Annotated in this window: 12 protein-coding genes; 9 read left to right on the forward strand and 3 right to left on the reverse strand. The window is 69.3% G+C overall.

The window, feature by feature from the left end; all coding sequences use genetic code 11:
• Positions 1–31: 31 nt before the first annotated feature.
• Positions 32–1789 carry an FG-GAP repeat protein gene (locus tag JQS43_RS16675; RefSeq protein ID WP_239675324.1) on the reverse strand — a complete coding sequence of 586 codons (1758 nt, stop codon included), beginning with the start codon at positions 1787–1789 and terminating at the stop codon, positions 32–34.
• A gap of 214 nt (positions 1790–2003) precedes the next feature.
• Between JQS43_RS16675 and JQS43_RS16680 the strand changes: the two genes are divergently transcribed.
• The 4 genes from JQS43_RS16680 to JQS43_RS16695 are packed head-to-tail and all read left to right on the forward strand — an operon-like array spanning position 2004 to position 7539.
• Positions 2004–3236, forward strand: coding sequence for a hypothetical protein (locus JQS43_RS16680; protein ID WP_239675325.1), 1233 nt, complete (start codon positions 2004–2006; stop codon positions 3234–3236).
• Positions 3233–3784, forward strand: a complete 552-nt coding sequence (locus JQS43_RS16685; RefSeq protein WP_239675326.1) for a hypothetical protein — start codon at positions 3233–3235, stop codon at positions 3782–3784. The genes JQS43_RS16680 and JQS43_RS16685 overlap by 4 nt, the downstream gene beginning before the upstream one ends.
• The gene (locus tag JQS43_RS16690; protein WP_239675327.1) at positions 3781–4428 is read left to right on the forward strand and encodes a hypothetical protein; all 648 of its coding nucleotides are present in this window, start codon (positions 3781–3783) and stop codon (positions 4426–4428) included. The genes JQS43_RS16685 and JQS43_RS16690 overlap by 4 nt, the downstream gene beginning before the upstream one ends.
• A 6-nt stretch (positions 4429–4434) precedes the next feature.
• Positions 4435–7539 (forward strand): coiled-coil domain-containing protein, encoded by a 3105-nt coding sequence (locus tag JQS43_RS16695; RefSeq protein WP_239675328.1) that lies wholly within the window; start codon positions 4435–4437, stop codon positions 7537–7539.
• A gap of 27 nt (positions 7540–7566) precedes the next feature.
• Here JQS43_RS16695 and JQS43_RS16700 read toward each other — a convergent pair whose 3' ends face one another.
• Both JQS43_RS16700 and JQS43_RS16705 read right to left on the reverse strand, forming a co-directional pair.
• Positions 7567–8097 carry an AAA family ATPase gene (locus tag JQS43_RS16700; protein ID WP_239675329.1) on the reverse strand — a complete coding sequence of 177 codons (531 nt, stop codon included), beginning with the start codon at positions 8095–8097 and terminating at the stop codon, positions 7567–7569.
• Positions 8098–8166: 69 nt separating this feature from the next.
• Positions 8167–8880 carry a hypothetical protein gene (locus JQS43_RS16705; protein ID WP_239675330.1) on the reverse strand — a complete coding sequence of 238 codons (714 nt, stop codon included), beginning with the start codon at positions 8878–8880 and terminating at the stop codon, positions 8167–8169.
• Positions 8881–9104: 224 nt separating this feature from the next.
• On the opposite strand from JQS43_RS16705, the gene JQS43_RS16710 reads away from it, so the two are divergent.
• From JQS43_RS16710 to ccmA, 5 genes are all read left to right on the forward strand, one after another.
• Positions 9105–10016 (forward strand): helix-turn-helix domain-containing protein, encoded by a 912-nt coding sequence (locus JQS43_RS16710; RefSeq protein ID WP_239675331.1) that lies wholly within the window; start codon positions 9105–9107, stop codon positions 10014–10016.
• Positions 10017–10494: 478 nt separating this feature from the next.
• Complete coding sequence (locus JQS43_RS16715; protein ID WP_239675332.1) at positions 10495–10926, forward strand: hypothetical protein; 432 nt, start codon at positions 10495–10497, stop codon at positions 10924–10926.
• A 232-nt stretch (positions 10927–11158) separates the two neighbouring features.
• Positions 11159–11590, forward strand: coding sequence for a hypothetical protein (locus tag JQS43_RS16720; protein WP_239675333.1), 432 nt, complete (start codon positions 11159–11161; stop codon positions 11588–11590).
• A gap of 49 nt (positions 11591–11639) precedes the next feature.
• Complete coding sequence (locus tag JQS43_RS16725) at positions 11640–11801, forward strand: hypothetical protein (protein WP_239675334.1); 162 nt, start codon at positions 11640–11642, stop codon at positions 11799–11801.
• Between the two features lie 983 nt (positions 11802–12784).
• Positions 12785–13402, forward strand: a complete 618-nt coding sequence (gene ccmA / locus JQS43_RS16730) for a heme ABC exporter ATP-binding protein CcmA (protein WP_239675335.1) — start codon at positions 12785–12787, stop codon at positions 13400–13402.

The following is a 13402-nucleotide window of genomic DNA, read 5'->3' on the forward strand; positions in this document are numbered from 1 at the left end:
GCTTCCTCCCCAGATCAAGTCCAGCTCCCGGTCAGAGACCCTCGCACTGCCCGTACCCGCCCCCGGTGGCGGTGTTCGGCAACCCCTGCGAGGTCGGCGCCGGGTCGTTGTCCAGACAGGTCAAGGTGCCGATGATGGTGTTGCCGGCGACCACCACCGGCTGATCGGCGGTGCCGCTGCCGACCACGCTCACCGAGCCGGTCACCTGGCTGCCGAGCAGCGTCACCTGCTGCGTCACCCCCGAACCCACGATCGCGCCGGTAACCTGGGTGAGCGACAGATCCAGCACGGTCGCGCCGAGCGCCGAGACCGGGCCCTGCACCACCGCCGCGGTGGCTACCAGTCCGGCGCCGCTGGCGACATTCACCTCGCCGAGGATCTGCGCGCCGGCCGCCAGGCAGGTCACCCCTTCGTCGACCGACAACGGGCCGGCGTGCAGCCCGGCGACGGTCCGATCGCACACCACCGGTGCCGGATCCTCCGGTCCGGTGCCCGGCAACTGGAACGCGTAGGCCGACCCCTGGTTGGTCACTCCCGCCACCCGGGAGGTCCAGGCGCCCGCGAGCACGGTGTCACCGTCGAGCGCCACCGAAAACCCAAGTTGGTGGTTCCACTCGGCGTCGCTGGCGGTGAGCGTCGTCTCCTCCTGCCACTCTCCCTCGCCGGCCACGAAGACGTACACCACGCCGTGGAGTTCGTTGGCGCGGGCGTCGCCGATCACCGCGGTGTCCCCCGCGGCGGATAGCGTCAACGCCCGACCGAACTCACTACCGGTGCCCGTGGCCGACCCGCGCAGGGCGGTCCGCTCCGTCCAGCCATCGCCGTCCGGGGTGAAGACATACACCGCACCACCGTCCGGCGCGTCGTAGGCCCCGACCAGGATGGTGTCCCCGGCGATCGCAACCGTGTTGCCGAACCGGTGCATCGCGCCGCCGTCGGCGGCGCGGAGGATCGTCCGCTCGACCCACTCGTCGCCTTCCCGGCTGAAGATGTACGCCTGGCCCTGGTAGTCGATGTCACCAACGTGCGCGAACTCGCCGCCCACCACCAGCGTCTGCCCGTCCGCGCTGAGCGCCACATCGGAGCCGAACAATCCCCAGGAGTGCCCGTCGCTGGCGGTCAACTGCGCCGACTCGGTCCACTCCCCGCCTTGCCGGGTGTAGACGTACACCCGGCCCTGCCGCACGGCGCCGCCCACCTCGGCGGCCTCCGCCGCGACCACAGCGGTCTGGCCATCGGCCGAGAGCGCCAACGAGGTGCCGACGTAGTCGTTGCCGGCCTCGGCCGGCGCCAGCTTCGTCTGCTCTTGCCAGCCGTCGGCGCCCCGGGTGAACACGTAGGCACCGCGGTGCGACTCGTCACCGATCAGCGCGGTGTCGCCGGCGAGCGCCACCGCCAGCCCGAACCGCCCCTGCGCGACGCCGTCTTCCGGGAGCAGCCGCTGCTGCTCGACCCAGCCGGCATCGGTACGCGCGAACGCGTACACGGCCCCGTGGTTCTGGACCCCGGCGACGTTGACCTCGGGCGCGCCCACCAGGGCGGTGTCACCGTCGAGCGCCACCGCCCGGCCGAACAGGTCACCCTGTGCCCCGTCGGCCGCGGTCAGTTTGGTCTCCACCGGGGCGGCCGGCGAGCCCAGACCGTCGGCGCCCAGACCGTCGGCGCCCAAACCGTCGGCGCCCAGACCGTTGGCGGCGGCCGGGGCCGCTGCCAACGCGGTGAGCGGGACCGCGACCACCAGCGCGGCCAGGCCTGCGAGCCTCGACGCCGTGATACCTCTCCTGAACACGACCATCCCCTCTCGTTCCCTGGTCGCCACCACCGCCGCGCTGCCCGACGCGGCCCAATAGCCACGGCTCTGACTGCTCAGCATGCGAAATTGCGCCGGCCGTAGCTATGGGTAGAACCGAGCATTCTTCGCCACCACCGTCAGCGCCACCACCCGACCGCTGACGCTAGGTACCCGACCACCCCGACCTTCGCTGCACTATCCTCGGTTAGTTGTGGCTGACCCTCCCCCGACGACCTTGGACGACTACGCCGCCGACGCTTCGGTCCTCGGCGTCTACCAGCGGGTCTTCGCTGTGCTGGCGCGCGAATCCCACGCAATGGTGGAGTCCGCCGACTCGGTCGCGATCGACGAGGCGATCCTGGGGGCGTTCGCCGAAGCCGGCCCCACCGGGCTGGCGGTCGACCAGGTCGTCGCGGCGTGTTCCCGGTTCAGCCCGGCCCAGGTACGCCGCCGGTTCGCCGTCCTGCGCTCGTACCGGGCGGTCGAGAAGGCCAACGATCGGCCACACGAGCTCTACTATCGCGCCACCTTCGCCCCGTACGTGATGTTGCTGTTCCTGCGCCGGATCCGTGACTCCGGCGGGCAGGCCGAGCTGCACCGGCTGTTGTCGCTGGCGCGGATGTCGCTGGACGACCCGCAGGCGACCGAGGCAGACGCCCGTTCTCACCTGACCGAGATCACCAACGTGTTCCGGCTGCTGGCGAATCCGCTGATGCAGCTGGCCACGTCGGCGGCGATCGAGGAGCTGCGGGAGCAGGCGCGGCCGCTGTTGGGCAACAACGAGTTGCTGACCCAGGCGCAGGAGTACCACGATGCCGGGGCGCAGCGATGGCCGAACCTGCTGCCGCTCTGCGGACAGCTGCGGATGGCGCTGGCGGCCTACCGGGACGCGGTCAGCGCCGCGGCGCGGCGGCTGCTGACCCACGCCGGCAAGACCCGGGCGCTGGGGCTGCTGCCGCCCGAGCGGTGGCGCAGCTTCGCCCGGCACAGCGACGCTGCCACCCTCGCCGGGGCGCTGGATGGTCTGCTCTTCGACGCCCCGACACCGTTGGTCGGGGTGGAGGAGTTGTTGGACGCGGTCGAGGAAGGGCTGCAGACCGAAGGCAGCCGGCTGCCGCCGCCGCGGCCCCGGATCGACGACGGCCCGGGCCCGGCGACGCCGGACGGCGGCGACTCCGAGCGGGCGCGCCTGACCGCGATCGCCGAGGAGCTGCTCGCCGGCTCCCACCGGGTCGCGGTGGCGCCGCTGCTGGACAATGCCGGTGGCTGGCCAGCCGCCCGCCGGGTGCTCTCGCAGCTGACCGCGATCCATCACCGCGACGAACTTCCGTACGCGCTGACTTGGGGCGACGGGCTGCGGATCGATCCGGAGGGGGCGCGGACCTGGGTGAGCGACGGCTGGTTCGGCCGGGTCGAACCGGCGGCGGGAGGTGACGACCGGTGACCGAACGGGAGACTGCGCAGGCGTGGGCCAAGGTGCGCTCGGGCGGTCCGCAGCGGGTGCCGCCCGGCGGCCAGACCCCGCTCGGGGTGCGGCGGCTGGTGACGGAGGACGCGCAGGCCGCCTGGCTGCTGCCGGAGCTTCCGGAGTCGGCCGGTCCGGCGGTGCTGGCCGAGTACGGCCTGCCCGGCAACGCCCTGACCGACCCCAGAGGATCGTTGCGGGCGCTCGCGGCCTGTCTTCGCTGCTGCTGGGTCGACCCCGGCGACGAGATCTGGCCGGGCGTGCCGGCGCCGCTGCCGGAGGTGGCGGCGGTCTTCGCCCAGCTGACCCCGGGCCGGGACCAGCCGACCCGGCACCGGACGTTGCTCGGCGGGATCCGGCGGCTGGCCGCCGCTGGCTGGCTACGTTTCGACGAACGGACCCGGACGGTGCGGCTGGGGCCGCGAGTGGCCGCCTGGAGCCCGCTGGAGCTGAGCACGTTGCGGGAACTGTGGCGGATGATCCCGGCGGCCACCGGGCAGCAACCATCGGCAGGAGCCGCCCGGTGAGCCGGCATCCGCTCTTCGACCAGGTGCTCGGCCAGCTCAGCGACCGGCATCGGGAGCAGGTCGAGGCGGCCTTCGCGCTGCTGGAGCACAGTAACGAACCGGTACATCGGCAGCACCTACCGGCGCTCGAGGACGCCAACGCGCGGGCCGGGCTCGCGGAGCTGCTGCGCCGCACCGGTCGCACCCTGGTCGCGGTGGACGGCGGTCTACACTGGACATCCGGGTACGACGACGCGGTCGTCGCCGAGCTGACCGAGGCCGGCTGGCAGCCCTTACCCGAGATCGACCGAGCGGTGCTGGTGCTGGTGCTCGTCCACTCAGTGGCGATTCCGCGCAGCGAGGAACAGCTCGCCGCCGACGCCTGGCTGAGCCCGTACCCGACGCCGACCGCCGAGATTCTACGCCGCAGCAAACTTCCCACCACGGAAGCGAAAGCCGCGCTCAGTCGGCTCACCGCGACCGGGCTGATCAAGCTGGCGCGGGGCGGCGACACCGACGGCGGCTACGTTCCCGGCCCGCAGCTGCTGCGACTCACCCCGGCCGCTCGGGAACGACTGCAAGACCAGCTGATCCTGTGCGCCGCCCCCGACCATCCGCTCGCCGCCGCGATCCGCGACCGGCGACGCCAGCTCCCGAAAGGCTGACCCCAGGTGCCCGCTTCCGCAACCCAGTCCGCCGAAGGCGAGGAGCCGTACGACATCGTCGGCAACCGGGTCCTCATCGGGGTCCAGATGGTCAACATCTCCCGGCTCTCCACCCACCCGGTGCCGATCACCACCCGTGGCCTGATCACCGTCGCCGGGCAGGGGCCCACCGACTCCAACGGCGCCGGGAAGTCGTCGTTCATCGCCGGGCTGAGCCTGCTCCACGCCGACGACCAGTGGCGGCTGCAGTCCGGGGCACAGGCCGCGGCGGAGCTACTCTTCACCGCCGAGCTGGCCGGCCACGAATCGATGCACGCCAACGCCGACCGGGGTTACCTGATCGGGGTCTTCGCGCCGCCCGAGGTCGAGGACCCGGCCGACCTGGCGGACGCGGTGCTCACGATCTGGCTACGGATCAACCGGCAGAGCCCTCACCTGGAGCTACGGTGGGCGAACCGGCTGCATCTCGCGTACGGCGAGACCGAGAACGAACGCGCCGCCGGCGCCGACCAGCTGTGGGAGGCGCTACCGCGCAGCAATGGCCGCACCGACCTGCGCGCCAACCGGCTCAGCCGGACCCTGTACGGCGAGACCGTCCGCTGTGTCTCGTTCCTGTCTACCTCGGTCCGGGCCAGCCTGACCGCCAACCTGCTGGCCCAGCCACTCAACGAACTCACCCCGGAGCGGATCTTCGACGCGATCGGCGCGCTCACCGGGCTGACCGGGGAGGTCGAACAGGAGCAGAAAGCCCGGGCCGAAGAGCACCGGCAGGCCACCGACGCCGAACGGGCCCGCGAAGACTTCGAAAGCTGGGGCGCTCGGATGAGCACTGTCGAGGCGGGCATCCAGGCGCGGGAACGAGCCCGCTCGGCGCTGGACGAGGCGCAGCAGCGGTGGCGCAGCCGCTGCGCCCGATGGCTGGTCGACGGAGTCGCCGAAACCGAGAACCTCGCCGCAGACCAGGCCATGCTGGAGCAGACCATCGCGGGCCTCGACGAACAGATCGCCGCGCTCGGCACCGAACTGGCCCGACTCACCGACGACGAGACCTTCCAACGCAGCTGCCAACAGCGGATCGACGCGTACCATCAGCTCAAATCGCAGGAAGAAAACCTGACCACCACCGTCAACCAGGCGCTGGGCAGCATCGAACCGCTGCGGACACAGCAACGGCGGCTGATGACGCAGGCCGAGGAGGCCGACGGGCTGACCCTCGACGAGGCGACCGCCGCCGTCGCCAAAGCCGACCAGGCCGTCGACGAGGCGCAGCAGGCCAAGGGCATCGCCGCCGCCGCGCACACCGACGCGAAGCGACGGCTCGCCGCGGCCGAACGCGGCGAGGACATCGCCGCCGCCCAGGTCCACCGGCTCCGGTCCGCAGAGATCCTGGCGGCGCCGCTGGTCGACGTGGTGACGTTGACCGACGCGCAACGGTCGGTGTGGGAGGCGCGCCTGCTGCCCTACCGGGCAGCGGTAGTGGTGCCGGCGGAGGCGGCGGCCCGCGCCGGTGAACTCCTCGCCGACCAGCCCGGATCACTGCTGGTGCACGCCGACCCGGCCGGGCACCGGCCGACCGGCCCGGCCTGCGACCTGCCCGGCAGCGCCGAACCCGAGCTGCCGCTCCACCGGTTCCTCACCGCCCTCGCCGACCGGGCCGGGGCGGAGCCGTCCGCCGTAGACACCGTCGCCGGAGTCGCCGCGGTGAGCGGCTTCCCGGAGCCGGTGACCGGCCGCACCGGCCGGATCCAGCAGGCCCAGGCGGCGCTCGACACCGCCGCGCAGGCCGCGCAGCTCGCCGACGACGACCTCGCCGCCGCCCAGGCGGGCCGCGACCGGGCCCGGCGGCGGCAGGCCGCCGCCGAGGCGGGCTGGCAAGCCGAAAACCTAGCCGAACAGATCGAACAGATCCGCGCCGAAGTCGAACGCCAACAGGACGAGCTGCGGCAACTGGCGGGCCCGCTGGCGACCGCCCAACACGACTTCGACGAGGCGAAGGCGGAGCAGCGTTCCCGCGACGGCCAACTCGCCCACGTCAAGGAACGCCGCGCCGCGCTGGAACGGGAGGCCCAGGCGGCCACCCTGCGGTGGCGGGACAACGCCATCCGGCGCGACGACCTCGACCTGCCGGCCCGGCACACCGCCTGGGGCGGCACCGTGGCCGAGGCGGAGCAGCACCTCCTCCAACTCAGCGAACGGGAACAGACCCAGCCGCTGAGTGAGTGGGACGAGCTGGCCGAAACCCTCAGCGACAGTGCCCGGCACGCATGCTTCCCGCCCGGCACCCCGGCCGAGGAACTCCCCGAAGAGCTGCGGCTGCTCGATGAGCAACGCCGCTCCCGCCGCGGCGCCGACCGGATTTCGCTGATCCCCACGCTGCTGCGCATCCTGGGCACTTATCTGGAGCAGTACGCCCAGGTCGACCAGCAACAGCAGACAGAGATCACCCGGCAGCGGGCGGAGAAGGCCGCCACCCTGCACAGCGCCGAATCCCACCTCGCCGAGGCGCAACAGGCAACCCAGGCGCTCCGCGGCACCATCGCCAGCGCCATCAAGGCCAAACTGAAACAGGTGTCGCAAGAGTTCGACCGGATCGACAAAGCGTACGGCGGTTACGGCGGCGCCCTCGACTACCCGGAGCCGGAGCCACCGGCCGACCCGGAGAAGCCGTGGCGATGGTCGGTCACCCCGAAGTGGCGGCGCGGCGAGGGCAAACCACTGTCGTCGTACCGGCTGCGGGGCAACACCGCCCAGATGGACGACAAGGCCGTGAAGCTGGTCTGCGCCGCGGCGCTCGCCGGCAGCGCCGACCGGCCGCTGCTGCTGGTCCTCGACGAGCTCGGCCGCAACCTCGGCGCCGCCCACCGCCGCGACGCGGTCGCCCTGTTCGAAAACATCGGCCGGGATCGGGCGATCAGCGTGGTCGGTGCGCTCCAGGACGACATGGAACGCTACGCGGTCGGCGCCTCCAGTCTCTACATCAAACTCCGGCGTACCTCCGATACGTTGCCGTACAACCAGGCGCCGGTGGTCGTCGGCAGCGAAACCAACCAGGGACGGGTAGCGCTACTGTCACAGTGGCTCGCTTCATACCGGCCGGAGCCGCTGCCGTGACCGGAGCCGCTGCCGTGACCGGAGGTCTCAGCCGTTGTGGGCTCGGTGCCGGGCGGGGCGTCCCACCGCCTCGGTGTGGTGGAGCAACTCGGTGACTATCTGTTCGAGCGGGCGCGCGGTGTCGATGACCAGCCCCGCCCCGCGGCGCAGCAGCGGTTCGATCGCTTCCTTCAGCGCCAGCGTGTGGCTCAGCTGATCCGGATCTTTGCCGAAGGAGTTGTTGGTCCGGGTCGTCAGCCGCTCCACCATGACCTCCGCCGGCGCCGTAAGCAGCACGATGTGGTCGAACTGCGGGTAGAACTTGACCTGGTTCGGGGCGCACCCGGCGATGAAGAGCGGCCCGGAGCCGGCGGCGGCCAGCAGCTCACCGACGCGGTCCTCCCGCCACACCCAGTCCTGCCCGCGCCCCAGCCCGGTCAGCTCCTCCCGCGGCGCGCTCACCGACTGCGAAAAGTCGGGGTGATCCACGTCGACGGCGCGATAGCCACGGGCCACCAACTCGGCGACCAGGGTTGACTTGCCGGTGCCGGACATCCCGGTCAGGAGGACACGTTTCATCCGGTCAACCTAGTATGCCGTGCCGAACACCGTAACCCGGGATCCGGATTACCCACCATCCGGCGACCATTATGGACCAGCGGGTAGGCGGTCGGTACCGGGATGACCCCGCAGGGTGTGGTAGACCACAACCACCACCGCAGCGGTAAACCCGATCACGATCGCCTCGCACACCGCCTCCACCAGGACGAGTAACCAGTGCGGACTGTGCCAGGCACGCAGCGCATCGCCGAGGGCGTCGATGAGCAGCACCGGGATCGAAGGCACCAACACCAGTGCGGCCACCCGCCAGAACCGGCCGCGGACCAGCGCGACGCTGCGCCGCAGCGACCCGGCCACGCCGGTGCGCTCGAAGCTCGCCGCTGGCGGCGCCACCGCCAGCCAGGCGTATATCACCAGGCCGGGCAGCAACAGCAGCAGCGCCCCGATCGTCACCGCGAGCCCGATCAGCAACGCCAGCACGACCAGCGTGAGCAGCGGCAGCGCCCGGGCGTGTCGCCACAGTGACTGCCGCCGATGCCCGATCCGGTCGTAGTAGAGCACGTGGTCGGCGAGCCCGGCACAGAACGCCTCCGCGACCACGGTCACGACCAGGCCGGCGAGCCCGAACGTCACCACCAGCCCGAGGTTGGGGGCGAGATCCAGCTCGTGGCTCAGCACCTCGACCACCGCCAGCGGCGGCACCAGCACCACCGCGATGACGGCGAACGACCGGAGGTGGCGGCGCCACAGCCGCCCTGCCTCGACCAGGGTCGGCACGAAGCGCAAGTTTGGTGCCGCCACCATCACCACCCGAAGTTTGCGAACCCGACCTCGTACGCCACCGCGTACCGGACGATTCTCCCGGTTCGCCCCGTTCGCCCGCCTCCGCCACGCCTCCCCCGCCCCCGTTGATCATGGACCTAGGTACGAAGTGAGCGGCTCATCATGGACCTAGGTCCATGATCACGGCGGTGGTGGTCGTGGCGGGTTGACTCTCCAGCGGCTGGAGAGTCGATGCTGGGGTCATGAACGACCGCACCGAACTGTTGACCATCGGGCAGCTCGCCCGACGTACCGGGGTGCCGGTACGGACCATCCGGTTCTGGTCAGACAGCGGCATTGTCCCGCCGGCCGCCCGCTCCCCAAGTGGGTACCGGCTCTACGACCCGACGGCGGTAGCCCGCCTCGACCTGACCCGGACCCTGCGCGAGCTAGGACTGGACCTCGACACGGTCAGTCGGGTACTGGCGCGACAGGTCAGCGTCGCCGACGTCGCCCGGCTGCACGCCGAGGCGCTGGATGCCGAGATCCGCACGCTGCGCCTGCGGCGGGCGGTCCTTCGATCGGTCGCGGAACGAGCAGACAACCCAGAGGAGATGAGAATCGTGCACCAACTAGCCCGCCTCAACGCCCAGGAGCGGCAACGGCTGATCGATGATTTCGTCGCCCACGCTTTCGAAGGGATCGATCCGGACGCCCCCGGCGCCACCATCGCCCAGGGCCTACGGACACTGCCGGCGGAGCTACCCGACGAACCGACGACCGAACAGGTCAACGCCTGGGTGGAGCTGGCCGAACTGATCGGCGACGAGAGCTTCCGGCACCGGGTACGACAGATGGCGGTGACCGGCGCACAGACGGTGCCGGAGCAGCAGCCGTTCGACATCGAGATGGTCAAGCAGCACGCGGGCGAAGCTGTGGCGGCGGGGCTGGCACCAGACGCGGCCGAAGCGCGCGGCGTGCTGGAGCGAATCATCGACCCGGAGCTGCCCGCCGATGAGCGGCTGCGGCTGGCGGAACGCACCGAGACCTTCACCGACGAACGAGTGGAGCGGTACTGGCGCCTGCTGGGGATCCTCAACGGCTGGCCGGCGTTCACGCCGGTCGTCCCCGCCTTCGATTGGTTCATCGCCGCGCTGCGAGCCCACGCCCGCTGAGCTGCGACGGCTTGCGCAGCCGCCGGGAGCCGCTCCGGTCGACCGGAGCGGCTCCCGGCGGTCCCGCATCGTCGACCAGCACCTTGGGGAGGCGACAGGACACCCATTGTTACCCTTAATCCGTTCGATCGAACGTGCTTCGGGAACGCTGGGGAGGCGATGTGGAGTCGACTGACCCCTTCGACAACATCCAGGGTTGCCGGGCGCTATTTCCGACGCTAGGAAGGGCTATCGCCTCGGATTCTTAGGCCTCCAGGACGATCTCGAGAACCGCAGCCCCTAAGGCGCTGAATTCCGTCAGGCTGAAAGGATTGCTTAACCAATGTTTGCTCCGACGAGTACGCGCCCGTTTCGCCTGACTCTGGCTGTTGCGCTCGCCTCTGTTGTGCTGAGCGGGTGCGTTGGCTCCGACCAGCAGGAGCCGGACTCGGAGCACTCGCCTCCAACATCTACCCCAGCCCGCGACATGCGATGCTGGATGTACGCTCCGGCCCAGATCGCTCACGAGGTGCTGACCGCCGAGGAGCTACTGGAGAACGTTCACGAGAACGACGTCGAGCAAGCCTCCGCGCTCATCTACCCCGAAGATCACCCACGCGCCGGCGAGATCATCCCGTTTCAGGACTGGGGGCCAGAACAACGTGCTGGTTGGGAAAAATACATCAGCCTTCAGAGCAACCGCGGACCGATCCTGGAAACAACGTACGACCGCATGACCAAAGTGGTCCCCCCTGAGGACTTCCGCTCCCGGGTCCATTCAAGCGCCGAGGACTCGGTCGCCGAGCTATTCTATCCGCGCGGGCATGCCGAGGCGGGAGAGTTCATTCCGAGTTCAGAGTGGGAAGACAAACACTTCAAGGCGTGGGAATTCTATTTGTCGAGAAGACCCGCTAACCTGCCCTGCCCCTAGGATTGCACCGCTGTTCCTCCAGAGATAGTAGAAGGGAGCGAATGTGTCCGATCCCGAGCACCCGGTCGCACCGTGCTCTTACCATCGCTGGATCTCTCCGCCGTTAGCCGGAGGGCTCGCTGTCATGCTCGCCGTCGTCATACTCAGCGGATGCGCCGGGTCCGACGGAAACGAACCTAGCTCGCAGGCCCCGCCCCCGACCACCCTACAGGAACGCGACATGGTGTGCTGGATGTACGCCCCGGCGAAGGTCGCCCACGAGATCATGAGCGGCGAAGAGCTACTGGAGAACGTTTACGAGGACGACATCGAGCATGCGTCCGCACTCATCTACCCTGACGACCATCCACGCGCCGGCGAAATCATTCCGCTTGAAGAATGGGAGCGAGAACAACGTGCTGGCTGGGAGAGGTTTGTCAGCTTTCGGGACAACGAAGTACCAATCTACGAGCGGACGTACGACCGGATGATCGAGGAAGTATCGCCCGAGGAGTTTCGATCCAGAGTCCACCCTCACGCTGAGGAACGCGTTACGAGCCTCTTCTACCCGGCCGGGCATCCCCAGGCCGGCGAATTCATCCCGAGTGCAGAGTGGCAAGACGGACAGTTGGGAGACTGGACGTCATTTTTGACGTTGCGACCGGACGACCTGCCCTGCCCATGACTGCCGGGCTGACCGATGCGCTTCCACCTGGATTTTCGAAGGAGCCGAGATGACCAATCCCGACTTTGTTGAGGTCTATCCGGACGCGGTGATCCGGGCCGGGCACGCCACTGCAAACACCGAGTCGCTGTGGCGGACCTGGGCAGCCCCATCCGAACCATGCTGGAAGGAGCCGACGATGCCAGGGCGGGTTACGATCTGGGATTCTTAGGAATACAGGATGATTTGCAAAATCACGAGTCCTAGCCAAGCTTGGAGCCTCTCCGACAGAAGAGGAAATTTGACCAATGTACACTCTGAATGTCACGCGATCGCTTCAAGGCGCTGCAGCCGCCGCTCTCAGCTCCGCCTTATTAAGTGGGTGCATTGGATCCAATGAGAGCGGGCCAGGCCCCGAAGAACCGTTGCCGAGCCCTCGGCAGGAACGAGACATGCGATGCTGGATGTACGCGCCGGCACAAATCGCCCACGATGTGCTGACCGCCGAGGAGCTACTGGAGAACGTGCATGAGAACGATGTAGAACAAGCCTCGGCGCTCATCTACCCGGAAGATCATCCACGCGCCGGAGAACTTATTCCGTTTAGGGACTGGCAACCCGAACAACGGGCTGGATGGGAGAAGTATATTACGTACCCCGGCAACCGCGCACCATTGTTCAAAGTAACTTACGACCGAATGATCGAGGAGGTCTCCCCCGTCGAATTCCGATCCCGGGTGCACCCAAGCGCCGAGGATGAGGTAACAGCATTGTTTTACCCAGACGGACACCCTCAGGCCGGAGACTTCGTCCCGAGTTCAGAGTGGGAAGACGGGCAACGCAGGAGTTGGGAGTCATACCTTGCGTGGCGACCCAATAGTCTTCCCTGCCCCTGACCTTCACCACCACTTCCTCCAAGTAGCAAAAAGGAGCCGACAGCAGCCTCGGTAGCGCCGCCCTCTTCGAACACGTCAAGACATACGCCGAGGGCCTGGGCTCCGACGCGACCCGGGTCGGGCAGCAGGTCGCCAATCTTGGCGCGCACACCTCCTGTGCCGGCGGAACGGTGGCCGACGGCGACGGCGACGCCGAAGCGGTGCTGCATCAGCAGGCTGGATCAGTGGCTGGCCAGGGCACCGCGCTGAATCGGTCGGTCAATCACTAGCGGCCTGCACTAGCCGGCCACCTGCCGGGCGATATGCCAGAATGTCGGCCGTGCGAACACTCAAGGTGGAGGAGCTGAGTCGCCGGTACGGCGAGCTGGTGGTCCTGGATGGGGTGAGCTTCACGCTCCACGCTGGCCAGATCGCGGCGGTAGTAGGGCCGAACGGCTCCGGCAAGACCACGCTGCTGCGCTGTGTCGCCGGGGCGGATCGGCCCGACGCCGGAGTGCTCACCATCGACGGACGGCGTTACCGCGAGACCGACGCCTGGTTCCGGGCGATCGCCGCCGCCGTGCTCGACGACATCGACTTCTTTCCCGATTTGTCAGTCGCCGAGCACCTGCAGGTGCTGGCGTACGCCCACGGCGGACCGGCCGGGTCGGTCGACGAGGTCGTCACCGAGCTGGGTCTGGCCGCGGTGCGGGACCAGCTACCGGTCACGCTCTCCAGCGGTCAGCGCCGGCGCCTCGCCCTCGCCTCCGGTTTCGTGCGACCCCGACGGTTGCTCATCCTGGACGAGCCGGAGCAGCGCCTCGACTCCGCCGGGCGGGAGTGGCTGCGCGAGCGGCTGCGCCAGGAGCAGGCGGCGGGCACGGCCGTGCTGCTGGCCTCGCATGACCGCAGCCTGGTGGACGCGACCGCTGACACCACCATCCAGGTCGAGGTCTGA

This window comes from Natronosporangium hydrolyticum, from assembly GCF_016925615.1.
Lineage (GTDB): Bacteria > Actinomycetota > Actinomycetes > Mycobacteriales > Micromonosporaceae > Natronosporangium > Natronosporangium hydrolyticum.

Bases quoted from the DNA above. Each gene is read 5' to 3' on its own strand.
- JQS43_RS16700 (WP_239675329.1), bottom strand. From the start codon at position 8,097: ATGAAACGTGTCCTCCTGACCGGGATGTCCGGCACCGGCAAGTCAACC.
- JQS43_RS16710 (WP_239675331.1), top strand. From the start codon at position 9,105: ATGAACGACCGCACCGAACTGTTGACCATCGGGCAGCTCGCCCGACGT.
- JQS43_RS16715 (WP_239675332.1), top strand. From the start codon at position 10,495: ATGTACGCTCCGGCCCAGATCGCTCACGAGGTGCTGACCGCCGAGGAG.
- JQS43_RS16720 (WP_239675333.1), top strand. From the start codon at position 11,159: ATGTACGCCCCGGCGAAGGTCGCCCACGAGATCATGAGCGGCGAAGAG.
- JQS43_RS16725 (WP_239675334.1), top strand. From the start codon at position 11,640: ATGACCAATCCCGACTTTGTTGAGGTCTATCCGGACGCGGTGATCCGG.